This is a genomic window from Massilia sp. METH4, from assembly GCF_037094685.1.
Classification (GTDB): Bacteria; Pseudomonadota; Gammaproteobacteria; order Burkholderiales; family Burkholderiaceae_D; genus Rugamonas.
This window is the reverse complement of the sequence record NZ_CP146614.1, coordinates 2694782-2712767: the sequence shown is the minus strand read 5'-3', so window position 1 is coordinate 2712767 and position 17986 is coordinate 2694782. Positions and strand designations below refer to the sequence as shown.

General features: G+C 66.9%; 18 protein-coding genes. 9 read left to right on the top strand and 9 right to left on the bottom strand.

Going from position 1 to position 17986, the window contains the following annotated elements:
• Window position 1 precedes the first annotated feature (1 nt).
• Genes V6Z91_RS12020 through V6Z91_RS12000 form a run of 5 tightly spaced genes read left to right on the top strand, consistent with a single transcriptional unit; the run spans window position 2 to window position 3720 of the window.
• Window positions 2-673 carry a thiol:disulfide interchange protein DsbA/DsbL gene (locus V6Z91_RS12020; protein WP_338770619.1) on the top strand — a complete coding sequence of 224 codons (672 nt, stop codon included), beginning with the start codon at window positions 2-4 and terminating at the stop codon, window positions 671-673.
• Entirely contained in the window at window positions 673-1470 is a 798-nt protein-coding gene (locus V6Z91_RS12015; RefSeq protein WP_338770617.1) for an SDR family oxidoreductase, read from the top strand. The genes V6Z91_RS12020 and V6Z91_RS12015 overlap by 1 nt, the downstream gene beginning before the upstream one ends.
• The gene (locus tag V6Z91_RS12010; protein ID WP_338770616.1) at window positions 1467-2264 is read left to right on the top strand and encodes a biotin--[acetyl-CoA-carboxylase] ligase; all 798 of its coding nucleotides are present in this window, start codon (window positions 1467-1469) and stop codon (window positions 2262-2264) included. The genes V6Z91_RS12015 and V6Z91_RS12010 overlap by 4 nt, the downstream gene beginning before the upstream one ends.
• Entirely contained in the window at window positions 2261-3043 is a 783-nt protein-coding gene (locus V6Z91_RS12005; RefSeq protein ID WP_338770615.1) for a type III pantothenate kinase, read from the top strand. Before V6Z91_RS12010 ends, V6Z91_RS12005 begins: the two co-directional genes overlap by 4 nt.
• Window positions 3037-3720 carry an SPOR domain-containing protein gene (locus V6Z91_RS12000; protein WP_338770614.1) on the top strand — a complete coding sequence of 228 codons (684 nt, stop codon included), beginning with the start codon at window positions 3037-3039 and terminating at the stop codon, window positions 3718-3720. The genes V6Z91_RS12005 and V6Z91_RS12000 overlap by 7 nt, the downstream gene beginning before the upstream one ends.
• Before the next feature lie 138 nt (window positions 3721-3858).
• Here the strand turns inward: V6Z91_RS12000 and V6Z91_RS11995 are convergent, their stop codons facing one another.
• From V6Z91_RS11995 to V6Z91_RS11970, 6 genes are all read right to left on the bottom strand, one after another.
• A complete protein-coding gene (locus tag V6Z91_RS11995; protein ID WP_338770612.1) occupies window positions 3859-4908 on the bottom strand; it encodes a septal ring lytic transglycosylase RlpA family protein in 1050 nt (349 codons plus the stop codon).
• Window positions 4908-6023 (bottom strand): rod shape-determining protein RodA, encoded by a 1116-nt coding sequence (gene rodA / locus V6Z91_RS11990; RefSeq protein WP_338770611.1) that lies wholly within the window; start codon window positions 6021-6023, stop codon window positions 4908-4910. Before rodA ends, V6Z91_RS11995 begins: the two co-directional genes overlap by 1 nt.
• Before the next feature lies 1 nt (window position 6024).
• A complete protein-coding gene (gene mrdA, locus V6Z91_RS11985) occupies window positions 6025-8313 on the bottom strand; it encodes a penicillin-binding protein 2 (RefSeq protein WP_338770610.1) in 2289 nt (762 codons plus the stop codon).
• 13 nt (window positions 8314-8326) lie between these two features.
• Entirely contained in the window at window positions 8327-8839 is a 513-nt protein-coding gene (gene mreD, locus V6Z91_RS11980) for a rod shape-determining protein MreD (protein WP_338770609.1), read from the bottom strand.
• Window positions 8836-10011 (bottom strand): rod shape-determining protein MreC, encoded by a 1176-nt coding sequence (mreC, locus tag V6Z91_RS11975; protein ID WP_338770608.1) that lies wholly within the window; start codon window positions 10009-10011, stop codon window positions 8836-8838. The genes mreD and mreC overlap by 4 nt, the downstream gene beginning before the upstream one ends.
• A 154-nt stretch (window positions 10012-10165) precedes the next feature.
• Window positions 10166-11209 (bottom strand): rod shape-determining protein, encoded by a 1044-nt coding sequence (locus tag V6Z91_RS11970; RefSeq protein WP_050409489.1) that lies wholly within the window; start codon window positions 11207-11209, stop codon window positions 10166-10168.
• A 347-nt stretch (window positions 11210-11556) separates the two neighbouring features.
• Between V6Z91_RS11970 and gatC the strand changes: the two genes are divergently transcribed.
• The 4 genes from gatC (at window position 11557) to V6Z91_RS11950 (ending at window position 16062) form a co-directional block, all read left to right on the top strand.
• Complete coding sequence (gatC, locus tag V6Z91_RS11965) at window positions 11557-11856, top strand: Asp-tRNA(Asn)/Glu-tRNA(Gln) amidotransferase subunit GatC (RefSeq protein WP_338770604.1); 300 nt, start codon at window positions 11557-11559, stop codon at window positions 11854-11856.
• 24 nt (window positions 11857-11880) lie between these two features.
• Window positions 11881-13365: an Asp-tRNA(Asn)/Glu-tRNA(Gln) amidotransferase subunit GatA gene (gene gatA / locus V6Z91_RS11960; RefSeq protein ID WP_338771813.1), complete on the top strand. Its 1485-nt coding sequence runs from the start codon at window positions 11881-11883 to the stop codon at window positions 13363-13365.
• A 29-nt stretch (window positions 13366-13394) separates the two neighbouring features.
• Window positions 13395-14855: an Asp-tRNA(Asn)/Glu-tRNA(Gln) amidotransferase subunit GatB gene (gatB, locus tag V6Z91_RS11955; protein ID WP_338770602.1), complete on the top strand. Its 1461-nt coding sequence runs from the start codon at window positions 13395-13397 to the stop codon at window positions 14853-14855.
• A 178-nt stretch (window positions 14856-15033) separates the two neighbouring features.
• Window positions 15034-16062 (top strand): DUF1176 domain-containing protein, encoded by a 1029-nt coding sequence (locus V6Z91_RS11950; protein ID WP_338770600.1) that lies wholly within the window; start codon window positions 15034-15036, stop codon window positions 16060-16062.
• A 9-nt stretch (window positions 16063-16071) separates the two neighbouring features.
• Here V6Z91_RS11950 and V6Z91_RS11945 read toward each other — a convergent pair whose 3' ends face one another.
• The 3 genes from V6Z91_RS11945 to V6Z91_RS11935 are packed head-to-tail and all read right to left on the bottom strand — an operon-like array spanning window position 16072 to window position 17879.
• Window positions 16072-16593, bottom strand: a complete 522-nt coding sequence (locus V6Z91_RS11945) for a pyridoxamine 5'-phosphate oxidase family protein (protein WP_338770598.1) — start codon at window positions 16591-16593, stop codon at window positions 16072-16074.
• Between the two features lie 60 nt (window positions 16594-16653).
• On the bottom strand, window positions 16654-17514 hold the full coding sequence (locus V6Z91_RS11940) for an alpha/beta fold hydrolase (RefSeq protein WP_338770596.1): 861 nt from the start codon (window positions 17512-17514) through the stop codon (window positions 16654-16656).
• Entirely contained in the window at window positions 17514-17879 is a 366-nt protein-coding gene (locus V6Z91_RS11935; protein WP_338770594.1) for a hypothetical protein, read from the bottom strand. The genes V6Z91_RS11940 and V6Z91_RS11935 overlap by 1 nt, the downstream gene beginning before the upstream one ends.
• Window positions 17880-17986: the final 107 nt, after the last annotated feature.

Here is a 17986-nt window from a genome sequence, read left to right as displayed (position 1 = left end):
CATGCGCATGATGAAGCAGATCCTGTCCGTTGCCGTTCTTGCCTTCGCCTCGTTCGGCGCCGCGGCCTCCCCCGCCGCGCCGAAGGAAGGCGCCGAATACAAGGCGCTGCCCACGCCGCAGCCGACCGACACGGGCAAAAAGGTCGAGGTGATCGAGTTCTTCGCCTACTGGTGCCCGCACTGCCATACCTTCGACCCGATCCTGTCGGCCTGGGTGAAGAAACAGGGCGACAACATCGTGTTCAAGCGCGTGCACGTGCCGTACAACGAGCGCGTGGCCCCGCAGCAGAAGCTGTATTACACGCTCGAATCGCTCGGGCTGGCCGATCAGTTCCAGCCGAAGGTGCTGGCCGCGCTGCACGGCGGCGGGCAGGGCTTCACCAGCGATGAAGAGGTGTTCGCCTGGGTGGCGAACAATGGCGTCGACAAGCAGAAGTTCATCGACACCTACCGCTCGTTCGGCGTGGCCGGCAAGGTGCGCCGCTCCGCCGCGCTGATGGACAGCTACAAGGTCGAGTACTGGCCGCTGATCGTCGTCGACGGGCGCTGGCAGGCGTCGCCGAGCCTGACGGGCGAGGCCAACAAGAACCTGAACACCGAGGCCGCGCAGCAGCAGGCGACCACGCAGGTGCTGGACTTCCTCGTCGCGAAGGCGAAGGCCGAGAAGAAGTAATGACGATGGCGGCGGCGGGCCCGCGTGTCTTCATCACGGGCGCCTCCAGCGGCATCGGCGCCGCCCTCGCCGCGCGTTACGCGCAAGAAGGCGCAACCCTGGGCCTGTTCGCCCGCCGCGAAGCGGCGCTGCGCGAACTGGCCGGCTCCCTCCCCCATTCCGATCTGCATCGCATCTATCCGGGCGACGTATGCGACCACGCTGCACTGTCCGCGGCGGCGCGCGACTTCATCGCCACCGCGGGCGGCATCGACATCGTCATCGCCAACGCCGGCATCTCGCACGGCACGCTCACCGAGGTGCCGGAAGACCTGCCGGTGTTCGAAGCCATCATCGCCACCAACGTCACCGCCACGGTGGCCACGTTCGGGCCCTTCATCGAAGCGATGCGGGAACAGGGCCATGGCACGCTGGTGGGCATTGCCAGCGTGGCGGGCGTGCGCGGGCTGCCGGGAGGCGGTGGCTACAGCGCCTCGAAGGCGGCCGTCGTCACCTATTGCGAAGCGCTCCGCCTGGAGATGCGCCGCCACGGCATCCGCGTGGTGACCATTGCGCCCGGCTACATCGACACGCCGATGACGCGGCAGAACAAATACCACATGCCGTTCCTGATGACGCCGGAGCGCTTCGCCGGGCGCGCCGTGCGGGCCATTGCCGGCGGCGTGCGCTACCGCGTGATTCCGTGGCAGATGGGCGTGGTGGCGAAGCTGCTGCGGTGGCTGCCCGACGCCCTGTATGATCTCGCCTTTGCCCGCGCGCCGCGCAAGGCGCGCAAGGCGCGCAAACATGCACCATGACTGAACCGAACGCCGTACTGAAAGCCGAAGCCATCAGCGCGCGCTGCGCCGCCAGTGCCTCCCACGTCGCCATCGAGGCCGTTCCCGAAACCGGCTCCACCAACGCCGACCTGCTGGCGCGCCTGCCCGCCGGCGCCCTGTCCGGCCCCGTGCTGCGCATCGCCGACCGGCAGACGGCCGGCCGCGGCCGTGCCGGCCGGCCCTGGCTTTCCGCGCCCGGCGCCTCGCTGACGTTCTCGCTCGCCTGGCCGTTCAAGGGGCCACTGCAGCGCCTGGCGGGCCTGCCGCTGGCGGTGGGCGTCGCGCTGGCCGAAACCGTGGCGGCGCTGGATGTGCCTGTGCAGCTGAAGTGGCCGAACGACCTGATGAAGGATGGCGCCAAGCTGGCCGGCATCCTCGTCGAGACCGGCACCGCGCCGGATGGCCGCATCTGGGCCGTGATCGGCTGCGGCATGAACCTCGTCATGCCGGACGAGATGGAAGCGCGGATTGGCCGCGCGGTCTCGTCGGCACCGTGGCTGGCGCGCATGGACCGCAACGAGCTGGTCGCCCTGCTGCTGTCGCGCCTGGCCGCCGTGCTGGCGGAGTTCGACGACACCGGTTTCGTGCCGTTCCGCGAGCGCTGGAATGCGCTGCAGGCGTGGCGCGGCCAGCCGGTGAACATCCTGGACGATGGCAATGTGATCCAGCAGGGCCTGGCCGCGGGCGTCGACGACGCGGGCCGCCTGCTGCTCGATACCCCGGCCGGCCGCGTGGCCGTGCTGTCGGGCGACGTTTCGCTGAGGCTGGCATGACGGAGGCGGCCGCGCGATCGTGGCTGCTGGTCGATGCGGGCAACACCCGCGTCAAGTGGGCGCTGGCCGATGCCGATGCGCCGCTGGGGCAATGGCGCCTGCAAGGCGCGATGGCGCACGGCTTGCTGGACACCCTGATCGACGAGTGGAAAACCGCGGGCATCGCGCCGACGCGGGTGCTGGCGGCCAACGTTGCCGGCGGCGGGGTGCGCGCGGCGATCGAGGGCGCGTTGCGGGTGTGCGCGCCGCACGCGTCCGTCGAATGGTTCGCCTCGGTACCGTGGCGTGCCGGGGTCCTCAATGGCTATGCCAACCCCGCGCAACTGGGTTGCGACCGCTTCGCCGCCGCCATCGGCGCGCGCGCGCTGGCGCCCGGCCAGGCCGTCGTCATCGCCAATTGCGGCACGGCGACCACGGTGGATGCGGTCACCACCGGCGGCACGTTCATCGGCGGCATGATCCTGCCGGGCTTGCGCCTGATGTCCGGCGCGCTGGCGCGCAACACGGCGCAGCTGCCGCAGATCGATGCCGGCACCGCGCTGCCGCCCACGTTCGCGGATAATACGCATGACGCGATCCTTTCCGGCTGCCTGGCCGCCCAAGCGGGCGCGATCGAGCGCGCGGTTGCCGCGCACGGCGGCGCGCCATGTATCATTTCCGGCGGAGCCGCTCCGCTGATCGCCCCGGCACTGACCGTGCCGGCGCGCCACGTGGACAATATCGTGATGCTCGGCCTGCAGGCGGCGCTGCTGGCCGGCGGGATGGACGACACATGCTGAAATTCTTCTTCTTCGCGCTGCTGGCGGCGAACGTGGCCGTGCTGGCCGTCGGCCAGGGCGTCGTCGGCAACATGGCCGACGGCGAGCGCGAACCGGCGCGGCTGGCCAATCAGTTGAACGCGAAGGCGCTGAAAGTGATCCCCGCCGCGCAAGCGACCGCCGCTTCGGTGGCCGCGACCCCGCCGGGCCCGGCGCCGCGCGACGAGCCCGCGACCGTCGCCTGCGTCGAGGTCGGCAATTTCCTGCTGGCCGACGCCCGGCGCTTCGAGGCGGCGCTGGCGCCGCTGGAGCTGGGCGACCGGCAGGCACGGCGCAATGTGCAGGGGCAGGAAGTGTCCAGCTACGTGGTCAACATCCCGCCCTTCCCGAACCGCGAAGCGGCCAACCGCAAGGCGGCCGAACTGCGCGACAAGGGCGTGACCAGCTTCTACATCATCCCCGACAACCAGCCGCTGCGGCTGGCCATCTCGCTGGGCGTCTTCAAGCAGGAAGAAGCGGCGCGCACGCACCTGGCCGGCCTGGTCAAGCAGGGCGTCACCGGGGCCCGCATCACCCCGCGCTACGCGCCATCGAAACAGCTGATGTTCCAGTTCCGCGACATCGGCCCCACCACCCGCACCCGGCTCGACCAGATCGTCGCCGGCTTCAAGGACCAGCAGATCCGCAAGTGCCAGTAGGCCCACCGGGCCGGCCATCCCCTGCCCCGCGTGTCACCGTAGTAGAAATACAACAGGGACAGTCCCCGAATTCTTGTAGCAAAATCGCAACGCAAAGTGTTGTAAAAATTCGGGGACTGTCCCCGAATTTCTACAACACTAATTCACTTCGCGCTGGACGATCAGCGGCTTGAGCCGCAGCGCGCCTGGCAGGCGGGCGGCGGCGGCGGCGGCTTCTTCGCGGGAGCCGAACGGGCCGCCGTACAGGCGGTACACGGAGCCGGCCTGCACCACGGCGAAGTCGCTGCCGCGGGTGGCGTTGGCGAGCCGTTCGCGCATGGCGGCGGCGCTGGTTTCTTTCGAGTAGGCGCCCAGTTGCAGGTAATAACCGCTGGACGTCGGGGCTTGCGTGTCTTCCGCCGTGCCGCGTGCCAGGATGAAGTCCTGCAGCTCGTCCGGGCTGGCGCCCGCCAGCAGCGGCGCGCCCGGCCGCAGCGCGCTCGCGGGCACGCCTTCCACCGCCGCGATCACGGCGCCCGCCTTGCGCGCCGCTACCATCTTCTCGATCTCGTCCGGCATGATGCGCGTGACTTCCAGCTCGCTGCTGCCGTTCACCAGCAGGCCGAGCTTGAGCGCCGCGGTGTACGACACGTCGATCACGCGCGAGGACTTGAACGGGCCGCGGTCGTTGATGCGCACCACGACCGACTTGCCGTTCGAGAGGTTCGTCACGCGCGCATACGAGGGGATCGGCAGGATCGGGTGGGCGGCCGACATCTTGTACATGTCGTACAGTTCGCCGGACGAGGTGCGCTGCCCGTGGAACTTCTTGCCGTACCAGGTGCCCAGTCCGCGCGCGGTATAGGGCTTGTCGTTCGGGATCGGCTCGTAGGTGGTGCCGAACACCGTGTACGGCCGGTTCGCGCGCGGCAGCAGCGGGTCGTTGCGCACCTCCGCGTCCGGCGTGGCCATCAGGTTCGGCGGCGGGTCGTCGCCCGGGCCGTCGTCCATGTAGTAGCCGCCCCGGCCGGAGCCGGCCGGCGGCAGGTCGGGCACGCCCGGTTCCCGGTGCTTCGCCTTGACCTTCGGCGCTCCCGGCAGCTTGCCGACGATTTCCGGGCCGCCGCAGCCCGCCAGCGCCAGCATGGCAGCCAGCAGCGCACCCGTGCCTGCGCGCCGCAGCGCGCGTTCAACGATAGCGCCCCCCATCAGGTCTGCACCAGCTTGCGATGGCGCTGCACGCTCATCAGGATACCGGACACGATGCCCAGGGTCAGCAGCGCGGTGCCGCCATAACTCATGAATGGCAGCGGCACGCCCACCACGGGCAAGATGCCGCTCACCATTCCCATGTTCACGAATGCATAGGTAAAGAAGATCATTGTCATCGCTCCTGCAAGCAGGCGTGTGAAGAAATTGGGCGCTCCGGCGGCGATCATCATGCCACGGCCGATCAGCAGCAGGTACAGCAACATGAGGAACAGGTTGCCCGCCAGGCCGAATTCCTCGGAGTAGACGGAAAAGATGAAGTCCGTCGTGCGCTCGGGAATGAATTCGAGGTGGGTCTGCGTGCCCTTGGTCCAGCCCTTGCCCATGATGCCGCCCGAGCCGATCGCGATGGTCGACTGGATGATGTGGAAGCCCTTGCCCAGCGGGTCGGCGGTCGGGTCGATCAGCGTCATCACCCGTTCGCGCTGGTAGTCGTGCATCATGGACCAGGCTACCGGCATGAAGCAAGCGCCGGCGATCGCCAGTGCCGCCATCGCGCGCCACGGCAGCCCGGCGAGATAGATCACGGCGAAACCGGCGGCGACCACCAGCAGCGACGTGCCGAGGTCCGGCTGCCGCATCACGAGGCCCACCGGCACCAGCAGCAGCAGGGCGCCGATCAGATAGGTATGCCATCGCAGGTGCCCCTGCTGGTGCTGGAAGTACCACGCCAGCATCAGCGGCACCGCGATCTTGGCCAGCTCGGAGGGCTGGATGTCGATGATGCCGATGTGCAGCCAGCGCCGCGCGCCCAGCTTGATGGTGCCGAACAGCGCCACCGCCACCAGCAGCAGCACGGTGACCGCGTAGGCCGGCACCGCGATACGGGCCATGTTCTGCGGCGAAATGTTCGCCGTGATCCACATGACGAGCACGCACATGGCGATATTGCGCAGCTGGTCCTCGATCTTGCCGGGAATATCCAGGCTGGCCGAGTACAGCGTGACCAGGCTGGTCGTCAGCAGCAGCACCAGCAAGGTCAGCAGCGGCGGGTCGAACACCGCCACATAAGGTTTCACGCGCCGCCACAGCGAGCGCCGTTCATTGATGCGCATACTATTCCCTGTTCCTTGGCGGGACGGCCGCCGGTTGCTGCGCCGGCCGCGCAGGGACCGGTGCCGGTGCCTGCGCCGCCGGAGCGGCCACGGTGGCTTGGCGCGCGGGTGCCTGCGCCGCCGGAGCGCCCCCGGTAGCCTGCCGCGCGGGTGCCGGCGCCTGTGCGGCCGGCGGTGCCGTGGTGGCGGGGCGCACCGGCACCAGGCCCGGCGCGGGCGGCGGCGCGGCCGGCTTGCGCGCGGCGTTCGGTGTCGTGCCCGGCGCCGCCGGTTGCGCGGGGGCCGCGGGCGAGGCGGCCTGGCCGCCCTGCGCCTGCTGCGCCGCCAGCTGTTCGCGCGCGAGGGCCGCCTCTTCCTCGGCCAGCGGGCCTTCGATGGGCTCGATCACCTCGGCATCTTCCTTCGGCACCTTGTCGGTGTTCTTCTCGGTCGGGCGCTTGCCGAGCATGTGGTAGTCGAGCACCTTGCGGGCGATCGGCGCGGCCACGGCGCCGCCGAAGCCGGCGTTCTCGACCACCATGGCCAGCACGATGCGCGGCTTGTCGGCCGGGGCGAAGGCCACGAACAGCGCATTGTCGCGCAGCCGCTCGGCCAGCGTCTTGGCGTTGTACTTCTCGTTGGCCTTGATGCCCACAACCTGGGCGGTACCCGTCTTGCCGCCCACCGTGTATTGCACGCCCGCGAAGGCACGCGTGGCGGTGCCGCCCTGCTCGCTCACCACGCCCACCATCGCATCCTTGATCAGGTCGATGTTCTGCTGCTTCAGCGGGATGCGGTAGCTCTCCTTCGGCACCGTCAGGGTGCGCGCGCGGGTGCCGCCGTCCTCGATGATCTTGACCAGGTGCGGCTTCATCACGATGCCGTTGTTGGCCAGGTTCGCCACCGCGTGCGCGATCTGCAGCGGCGTATAGGAGTTGTAGCCCGAACCGTTCGACACGGAGATCGTGTCGCCCCCCACCCACTTGCCGGCGGCCGGATTCTTCTTGTAGCGCGCCTGCTTCCATTCCTTCGACGGCAGCACGCCCGTCTTTTCGTTTTCCAGGTCGATGCCGGTCTTCTGGCCGAAACCGAACGGCTTCATGAAGTCGTGGATCATGTCGATCCCCATGTCGCGGCCCAGCTGGTAGTAATACGTGTTGCAGGAAACGACGATCGACTTGCGCAGGTCCACCGTGCCGTGGCCGCCGGGCACGTCGTCGCGGAACTTGTGATTGCCGAGGTACATATAGCCGGGGTCGAAGATCGCCTGCGACGGCGTGCGCTTGCCCGTCTCCAGCGCGGCCAGCGCCATGAACGGCTTGAAGGTGGAACCGGGTGCGTAGGTGCCGGACAGCGGCCGGTTCACCATCGGGCGGTCCAGCGACGTGTTCAATTCGTTCCAGCTCTGCGTATCGATGCCGTCCACGAACAGGTTCGGGTCGTAGCCCGGCCGGGATACATAGGCCAGCACGTCGCCGGTCGACGGTTCGATCGCCACCAGCGCGCCGCGCCATTCGCCGAACGCTTCCTCGGCAATCTTCTGCAGTTCGATGTCGATCGAGAGGATCAGGTTGCTGCCGGACGTGGGCGGCGTGCGCGACAGCGTGCGGATTGCGCGCCCGCCGGCCGAGACTTCCACTTCCTCGTAACCGGTGATGCCGTGCAGGTGCTTCTCGTAGCTTTTCTCCAGCCCTTCCTTGCCGATGTAGTCGGTGCCGTTGTAGTTGGCGGCGTGCTCGCTTTCCTCGATCGCCTTGGCTTCCTTCTGGTTGATGCGGCCGATGTAGCCGATCACGTGCGAGGCGGTTTCGCCCAGCGGATAGTTGCGGAACAGGCGCGCCTGCACTTCCACGCCGGGGTAGCGGAACCGGTTCGCCGTGAAGCGGGCCACTTCCTCGTCCGACAGCCGGGTGCGCAGCGGGATGCTGGCGAAGTTCTTCGATTCCTCCATCAGCTTCTTGAAGCGGCGCCGGTCCTTCGGCGTCACTTCCACGATCGTCGCCAGCTCGTCGATCATCTCCTCGAGGGGAATGCGTAGCTTGGATGGCGTGATCTCCAGCGTGTACGCCGAATAGTTGCGGGCCAGGACCACGCCGTTGCGGTCGAGGATGAGGCCCCGGTTCGGCTGGATCGGCACCACGGCGATCCGGTTGTCCTCTGCCTGCGCCATGTAGTCGTTGTGCCGGATCACCTGCAGCCACACGAGGCGCGCCAGCAGCAGCGCGAAGCAGATGAAGACGAGGGACCCGAGCAGCGTCAGCCGCACCCGAAACAGGTGCAGTTCGCGCTCGTTGTCTTTCAGCTCGGTCATGGCGATGGGCGAGTCAAATGGGGCGGGTATGATCCTTGTCGACCGCGCGCCGCTGCGGCGCCAGCAGCAGCACCGTGATCAGGGGCCACAGCAGTGCCGACACGAAGCTCTCGACAAAGTAGAACCAGCCGGGAAACTTGCCGGAGACCAGGAAGCGCACGGCCAGCTGCACGACCTGCGCCAGCAACAGCAGCGGCAGCACGTGCATCGCCTGCGCGCTCAGCCGGAACCACAGCACCCGCCGATGCATCATGATCGCGCAATACGACAGCAGCGTATAGGCCAGCGCGTTCTCGCCCAGCAGCGTGGCGTCGTGCACATCCATCAGCAGGCCGAGGCAGAACGCGGTGCCGATGCCCACGCGGCGCGGCTGGTGCACGCCCCAGAATACCAGCACCAGCGCCACGAAATCCGGCGCGGCGACGAACTGGCCCCATGGCATCAGGTTGAGCAGGAACGCGGCCATCAGGCTGATGGCGATGAATACGGGGCTGACGGGCAGCAGGATGTACTGCGGACGGTTCATCGGGTCTCCCTCGCTGCCGCCGGCGGCACGGCGCGTGGCGCGGCATTGTTCGTCGTTGCCGTGGGCACCGGTGCGGCGTTGTTCGTTGCCGCCGCGGGCGGCGCGGCGGTGTTGCCCGCTGTTGCCGCAGGGGCCGGAGCCGCCGGCCGCAGGCCAGGCGCGCCATTCGCGCCCGGCGCCGCGGGTAGCGTTGCCGGGCCGGCGGCAGTGGGCGTAGCCGTGCCGGCGGGGGCGGCACCAGCGGCGGCGGCGGCCGCGCCCTCCGCTCCCTTGGCATCGGCCGTTTTCTTCTTCTTCACAGGCTTGCTGGTATCTTCTTCCGGAGGCCGTGGCGGCAGTTCCGGCGGCGACATCAGGATCAGCAATTGGGTATTGCGCTCGATGCCGGCCAGCGGCTGGCACACCACGCGGCCGAACATGCCGTTCGCGCTGTTCTCCACCTGCATGACGCGCGCCACGGCCAGGCCGGCCGGGTACACGCCGTCGATGCCGGAGGTGACGAGGATGTCGCCCACCACCACGTCGGCATTGGGCGCCATGAAGCGCAGGTCGAGGTTGCCGGACTGGCCGCGGCCGTAAGCCACGCTGCGCAAGCCGTTGCGCAGCACCTGCACGGGAATGGCCTGTTCCTTGTCGGTCAGCAGCGTGACTTCGGACGTGAACGGAAACACGCGCGTCACCTGCCCCACCACGCCCTGGTTGTCGATCACCGGCAGTCCGGCCCGCACACCCTGCTGGGTGCCGCGGTTGAGGATCACCTTGCGGGTGAAGACATCGCGCGCGTCGTACAGGATCTCGGCCAGCATCGTCTTGCCGGGCACTTTTTCACGGGCTTCCAGCAGGCGGCGCAGCTGGGCATTCTCGATCTGCATGAGCTGCGCCTGCTGCAGGGACTGCGACATGGCGATCTGCTTCGTCTGCAGGTCGCGCACCTGGCGTTGCAGGCCGGACAGCGTGGAGAAATACGTGCCCACGCCCAACATCGCGTCGCGCGGCAGCATGGCCACCACCTGCAGCGGATACAGCACGGTACCGACGGCCTGGCGCACCACGGTCAGCGCGCCGACCCGCGAATCGAACAGCAGCAACGCGATCGAGATGCACGCGCAGATCATCATCTTGGCGCGCGCGGACGCCCCTTGCTTGAAGAGTGGCGGCGGACTGTATTCCATAGACCCTGAAAGGACGGGAGCGGACCGCGCCGGCAAGTGCCTGGCGCGGGAACCGCTCCGGTATTGCTAACGACTGCTTACGTCAAACGCGCCCCGGCCACCGTCGCGCCGACCATGGCACCGAGGGCGGCAACGGCGGCCGACGTGGTAGCGATCACTCGTACGAGAAGATCGAACCGAGCTGGTCCATGCGCTCCAGCGCCATGCCGGAGCCGCGCACCACGCAGGTCAGCGGGTCTTCGGCCACCAGCACCGGCAGGCCGGTTTCTTCCATCAGCAGGCGATCCAGGTCGCGCAGCAGCGCGCCGCCACCCGTCAGCATCATGCCTTTCTCGGCGATGTCGGCGCCCAGTTCCGGCGGGGTCTGTTCCAGCGCGTTCTTCACGGCCGACACGATATTGTTCAGCGGGTCGGTCAGTGCTTCCAGGATCTCGTTCGACGAGATCGTGAACGAACGGGGAATGCCTTCGGACAGGTTGCGGCCCTTGACTTCCATCTCCTTGACTTCGGAGCCCGGGAACGCGGAACCGATGGCCTTCTTGATCGCCTCGGCCGTCTGTTCGCCGATCAGCATGCCGTAGTTGCGGCGGATGTAGTTGACGATTGCCTCGTCGAACTTGTCACCGCCCACGCGCACGGAACCTTTATAGACCATGCCGCCCAGCGAGATGATGCCCACCTCGGTGGTGCCGCCGCCGATGTCGACGACCATCGAGCCCGTGGCATCGGACACCGGCAGGCCGGCGCCGATCGCGGCGGCCATCGGTTCCTCGATCAGGTACACCTGCGAGGCGCCGGCGCCCAGCGCCGATTCACGGATCGCGCGGCGTTCCACCTGGGTCGAACCGCACGGCACGCAGATGATGATGCGCGGCGACGGGCGGAAGAACTTCGAGTCGTGCACCATGCGGATGAACTGCTTGAGCATCTGCTCGGTCACGGTGAAGTCGGCGATCACGCCATCCTTCATGGGGCGGATCGCTTCGATATTGCCGGGCACCTTGCCGAGCATCTGCTTGGCTTCCTTGCCTACTGCCTGGATGGTCTTCTTGCCATTCGGGCCGCCTTCCTGGCGGATCGCCACGACCGAGGGTTCGTCGAGCACGATGCCCGAGCCGCGCACGTAAATGAGGGTATTTGCCGTGCCGAGGTCAATGGCCAGATCGGACGAGATGTACCTGCGTAAAAAACCAAACATGAGTATCCTGTAGCGCTCTTGCCCGCGCGTGGGCAGTTATGAAAGTGTCCTGTGACGCGATGTGCTGGGAAGGGGCGGCTTCGCGCCGGGCCATGCCGAGTCCTGCAGGAGTCGTACAAAACAGGGCGGCCACGGGGCGCCGGCCCCCGGGAGGCCAGCAACGCATCAACCCGGCATTCTACCTTATAATTCACGGGCTATTTGCCCTAAATCCACTCAAAAGTGTGGCCCTGCAACTGTGAATTTACGCGGTATTGCAGGTGTTTTAAGGCCGAAATGGCCGATCTTACAAAAGTCTTATCGAAACCTGCTGTTAAAATTTCCTGCGCTTTTCGCGCCCTTCGACCATGTCCCTGACACCCAATGACGTAAACCGCATCGCCAAGCTGGCGCAACTGGAAATGGACGAGCAGCATTCCGCGGCGATGCTGGACAAGCTGAACGGCATTTTCGCGCTGGCCGAGCAGATGCGGGCCGTGGATACCGACGGCGTGCCGCCGCTGGCGCACCCGCTGGCCGCGCACATGCAGGTCGCCCTGCGCCTGCGCGACGACGTGCCCACCGAACCGAACCGCCGCGACGACTACCAGAAAGTGGCGCCGAAAACTGAAGACGGCCTGTACCTGGTGCCGAAGGTGATCGACTAATCCACGCGCGTTGAGAACATGACCATCCATACCAAGACCCTCAAAGAACTGTCCGCGCTGCTGCAGTCGAAAGAGATTTCCGCCACCGAGCTGGCCACGCATTACCTGGACCGCATCGAGGCGAGCGACCTGAATGCCTTCCTGCACGTTGACCGCCAGCTGACGCTGGCCCAGGCCGCCGATGCGGACGCGCGCCTGGCCGCCGGCAATGCCCATGCGCTGACCGGCGTGCCGATTGCCCACAAGGATATCTTCGTCACGCGCGGCTGGCGCTCGACTGCCGGCTCGAAGATGCTGGCCAACTACGTGAGCCCGTTCGACGCCACGGTGGTCGAGAAACTGCATGGCGTGGGCATGGTCCACCTCGGCAAGGTCAATTGCGACGAATTCGCCATGGGCTCGTCCAACGAGAACTCGGCATTCGGCGCCGTGCTGAATCCGTGGGACAAGGCTGCCGTGCCGGGCGGTTCCTCGGGTGGCTCGGCCGCCGCGGTGGCCGCGCGCCTGGCGCCGGCCGTGACCGGCACCGACACGGGCGGCTCGATCCGCCAGCCGGCCTCGTTCTGCGGCATCACCGGCATCAAGCCCACCTACGGCCGCGTCTCGCGCTTCGGCATGATCGCCTTCGCCTCCTCGCTGGACCAGGGCGGCCCGATGGCGCGGACAGCCGAGGATTGCGCCCTGCTGCTGTCCGCTATGGCCGGCTACGACGAGCGCGACTCGACGAGCCTCGCGCCGGAACAGGGCGGCGTGCATGAAGACTTCACGCGCAACCTGAATGAACCCTTGAGCGGCCTGCGCGTCGGCGTGCCGAAGGAATACTTCGGCGAAGGCCTTGCGGCGGACGTGGAAGCGGCCGTGCGCGGCGCGCTGGAGCAGTTCGTGAAGCTGGGCGCCACGCTGGTCGACATCTCGCTGCCGAACACCGCGCTGTCGATCCCGGCCTACTACATGATCGCGCCGGCCGAGGCGTCGTCGAACCTGTCGCGCTTCGACGGCGTGCGCTACGGCTTCCGCGCCGAGGGCTACAAGGACCTGCAGGACATGTACAGGAAGACGCGCGCCCAGGGCTTCGGCCCCGAGGTGCAGCGCCGCATCATGGTCGGCACCTATGTGCTGTGCCATGGCTACTACGATGCGTACTATGTGAAGGCGCAGAAGATCCGCCGCCTGATCGCCGACGATTTCGCGAAGGTCCTCTCCGGGCCGGATGCCGTGTGCGACGTGATCATGGGCCCGGTGGCCCCGACCGTGGCCTGGGACCTGGGCTCGAGGGCGGACGATCCGGTGGCCAACTACCTGGCCGACATCTTCACGCTCTCGACCAGCCTGGCCGGCCTGCCCGGCATGTCGATCCCCTGCGGTTTCGGCCAGGGCGACAAGAACGCGAACCGCCCGGTGGGCCTGCAGGTCATCGGCAACTACTTTGCCGAAGCGAAGCTGCTGAACATCGCCCACCAGTTCCAGCAGGCGACCGACTGGCACACCCGTGCTCCGGCAGGCGTGTAAGCGCATCCAAGAGACAAGGAAGAACAGATATGGAATGGGAAGTCGTCATCGGTCTCGAGAACCACGTGCAGCTCACGACCGATTCGAAAATCTTCAGCGGCTCGCCGACGGCCTTCGGCGCCGAGCCGAACACGCAGGCCAGCCCGGTGGACCTGGCCCTGCCGGGCGTGCTGCCCGTGATGAACAAGGAGGCCGTCGACCGCGCGATCCGCTTCGGCCTCGCCGTGGGCGCGAAGATTGCGCCGCAATCGATCTTCGCCCGTAAAAACTACTTCTATCCCGACCTGCCGAAGGGTTACCAGATCAGCCAGATGGACGACCCCGTCGTGCAGGGCGGCTCGCTGACGTTCGGCTACGAGAAGGATGGCAAGTTCGTCACCAAGACCGTGAACCTGACGCGCGCGCACCTGGAAGAGGATGCCGGCAAGTCGCTGCACGAGGATTACCATGGCATGTCCGGCATCGACCTGAATCGCGCCGGCACCCCGCTGCTCGAGATCGTGTCCGAGCCGGAAATCCGTTCGGCGCAGGAGGCCGTGGCCTATGCGAAGGCGCTGCACGGCCTGGTGATGTGGCTGGGCGTCTGCGACGGCAATATGCAGGAAGGTTCGTTCCGCTGCGACGTGAACGTATCCGTGCGCCCCAAGGGCCAGAAGGAATTCGGCACCCGCTGCGAAATCAAGAACCTGAACTCGTTCCGCTTCATCGAGGAAGCCGTTAACGTGGAAGTGCGCCGCCAGATCGAATTGATCGAGGACGGCGGCAAGGTCGTGCAAGCCACCCGGCTGTACGACCCGGACAAGAAGGAAACGCGCGAGATGCGCAGCAAGGAAGACGCGCAGGATTACCGCTACTTCCCCGACCCCGACCTGCCGCCGCTGGCGATCTCCGAGGAGTGGATCGAGCGCGTGAAGGCTTCGATGCCGGAACTGCCGGCCGTGATGCGCGAGCGCTTCGTGAATGAATACAAGCTGCCGGAATACGACTCGCTCGTGCTGACCTCGTCCAAGGCGATGGCCACGTACTTCGAAGCCGTGGTGGCCGAAGCCGGCAAGGAAAACGCCAAGGCGGCCGCGAACTGGCTGATGGGCGACGTGTCCTCCACGCTGAACCGCAACGACGTCGACATCGCCGACGCCCCCGTCAAGCCGGGCCAGCTGGCCCTCATGCTCAAGCGCATCGCCGACGGCACGATCTCGAACAAGGCCGCGAAGGAAGTGTTCCAGGCGCTGTGGGAGGCGAATGCGGACGACGCGGCGCTGGTCGATACCATCATCAAGGAAAAAGACCTGGGCCAGGTGTCCGACGCGGGCGCGCTGGTCGCCATCGTCGACGAAGTCATCGCCAACAACGCCAAGTCGGTCGAGCAATACCGCGCCGGCAAGGAAGCGGCCATCAACGCCCTGATCGGCCAGGCCATGAAGGCCTCGAAAGGCAAGGCCAACCCCGCGCAGCTGACGGAACTGCTGAAGCAAAAGCTGGCCAGCTGAGTTGCACGAACCCCGGTGACAGGCACCGCCTTTTCTGAAACATTTCCGGAACACCGGTGACAGGCACCGGGTTTCGAGAAACATTTCCAAAAGGCCGGTGCCTGTCACCGGGGTTGGAGAAAGATTTTCGGGGTTAAAAAAGGACGCTGCGTGCGTCCTTTTTTGTTATCTTTGCGGCATGAAAACCCTGATTGCTCCGTTGCTGGCCGCGCTGGCCCTGCCCTCGTTTGCCGGCGAGCCCGCCGGTACCACGTTCACCCACCATGACTGGGAACTCGTGTGCGACAACACGCGCACCTGCCGCGCGGCAGGTTACCAAGCCGATGATGCCGAGCCCGCCGTCTCGGTGCTGCTCGAACGCCAGGCCGGCCCCGGCCAGCCCGTGAAGGCAAGGATGCGCCTGGGCAGCTACGATCCGGAGGCGCCGGTACCGAAAGGCGGCGTGGTGACGATGAAGATCGATGGCCATACCGAAGGCCAGGTGAAGATCGACCGCAAGGAAATGCTGGGTATCCTGTCCGCCGCGCAAACACAGGCGCTGGTGGCGGCGGTGGCAGGAACGGGCAAGGTGGAATGGACCAATGGCAGCCATGCCTGGAAGCTTTCCGGCAAGGGCGCCTCCGCCGTGCTGCTCAAGATGGATGAGGCCCAGGGCCGGCTGGGCACGCCCGGCGCGCTGCTGCGCAAGGGCAGCAAGGCCGAGGACGCCGTGCCGGGGCCATTGCCGGCGCCCGAGGTCTCCCCTGCTTCGGCCGGCTCGACCGAGGTGGACTTGCCGGCAACCGCCCGCGCCACCCTGCTCGCCGAACTGCGCAAGAAGCTCGGCGCCGACAGCGATGGCTGTGAAGCCTTCGCGCCGGACCAGTTGACCGTGCTGCGCCTGAATGCCGACAAGCTGCTGGTGCAAATGCCGTGCTGGACGGGCGCCTATAACCAGGGCACTGCCTTCCTGCTGGCCAACAAGAATCCGCCGTTCAACCTGAAAATGATTACCGGCGACGGCACCGATTACGCGGCCGGCACGATCATGTCATCGCAAAAAGGCCGCGGCCTGGGCGACTGCTGGGCGCATGAAAAGCTGGTGTGGGATGGCCGCCGCTTCGTGGTGACGGAAACGGCGACCACGGGCATGTGCAAGCTCGTCGCCCCCGGCGGTGCCTGGCACCTGCCCAGCTATGTCGCAAAGGTCACGCGCGGCCTGCGCTGACCACGCGCGTTACAGCGTCACGCGCCCTTCGATCGAATCGTCGAGCGTCTTGCCGATGGCGGCGCCGACCATGATCTTCATGCCTTGCACCAGGTTGCCGTGCTTGTTGTCCCAGTAGTAGCCGTCGACGGGCGCCACCCGGATCAGCGTGATGCGCGGGTCGCCCAGCCCTTCCGTAAACCACGTCGCAAGGTCGGGGGTCCACAGTTCGCGGATGCGGTTCGGGTCCGTCGAGATCGTGGCCAGGCCGTCGAGGTACAGGAAGCCGGAATGCTTCGACGCCTGGAAGTACAGCCGCACCTTCGGGTCGGCGGCGATTTCCGCGTTCTTGTGGCTGTCGGCGGCGCTCATGAACCACAGGTTGCCCAGTTCATCCATGTCGAGCACGGACATCGGCCGTGCATCGGTTCCGCTGCTCACGAGGAAGCAGCTTTCGGCATCATCCACGATGTGCCTGATGCGCTTGACCGCATCATGCCCGGTCAGGTCCTGGTGATTGTGTTCCGGCTGGTTGCGATTGATCGAGTCCATGGCATCCTCCTTTAGGGAACTTGATGCTAATGGCATATCGACCGCCGGTATGTTGGTTTTTTAACCGTCGCGTCGTTCCAGCACGCCGGCCATCCAGCGGGCGATGTCGGCAAAGAACGCTTCCCGGTTCAACTCGTTGAAATTCTCGTGGCGGTTGCCCGGCTCCACGCGGCAGGTCAGCAGCTCGGCCGGTACGGCTTGCAGCAGCCGCAGCGATGCCTCGGTATCGGCCAGCACATCCTGCCCGGCCAGCACGACATACAGGGGATGGCGCCAGCCGGCCAGCGCCAGGCCGCGCTGCGCCTGCTGCAGGGCGTGGCCGAAGCGCACCGAAATTTCACTGGCGCGAACGCCATCGGCCTCGTCGCGATGATGGCGCGCGGTGATGGCGGCATCGTGGGTCAGCACATCCGTCAGCGATGCCAACGGCACCTTCATCCGCGGGGCCAGCTTGGCCAGTATCCCGGACAGGCTTTGCAACGCGGGCGCCACCGGTACCGCATTGACGTAATACGGCGACGAGAGAATGAAGCCGGCCACGCCATCGGCACCGGCCAGCCCGAATTTCGTGGCGACCAGGGCGCCCATCGAATGCGCGATGACGAATACAGGAACGCCGGGCCAGCGCGCCCGCACCCAGTCCAGGAACAGGCCGGTCTCGTCGATGAAAATGTCGAAGTCGGGAATGTCGGCGCGCCTGCCCGCGGCGTGGCCGCACAGGTCGAAGGCGGCGGTGGCGATGCCTCGTTCGCGGAAGTACAGCGCGGGCGTGACCCAGTCACCCGCATGCGCCATGCCGCCGTGCAGCGCCAGCAGGATGGCGACCGGCGCCGGCGGCGCGGCCGGCTCCCAGATGTGGACGGTGCGCGGGGCACCGGCCCGGCCGGTGAAGGTATCCAGCCTGTCTTCGCCGAAGCGCATCAGCCCGTGATGCTGAGGGTGATACCCATGTTCACCAGCAGGGAAAGATCCGCCAGCGAGAAATCGAGCGCATCGTCCGGCCCCACGTTCGTCACGGCGATGCGCAGTTCGGCGGCCAGCGGCGGCACGTCGAACGTGATGCCGCGCGACTCGCATTCATGCAGCCAGGCGCGCAGGTGGCGGACCAGGGTGGCCGGGTTCGCGTCCTCCCCCAGGCTGACATAGAAGCCGGCGTCGATGCGCACCCGGCCATCCGGCCGCACGTCGCCCTTCTTCCAGCGCAGCTCCGGCTCGCTGGGCAGGCCGTCGCTCACGTCGGCGACGGCGGCCTCGTCTCCATAGACCTTCAGTGATGCCTTGTTCATGGCGTCTCCTCCAAATGTTTCCTACATTAAATCACAAGAAGAGGCGTCGTGAACGGCCGGCGAAAACGGATGGCGCTGTTCGCGAACAGCGCCAGGCGAAAAGCGGA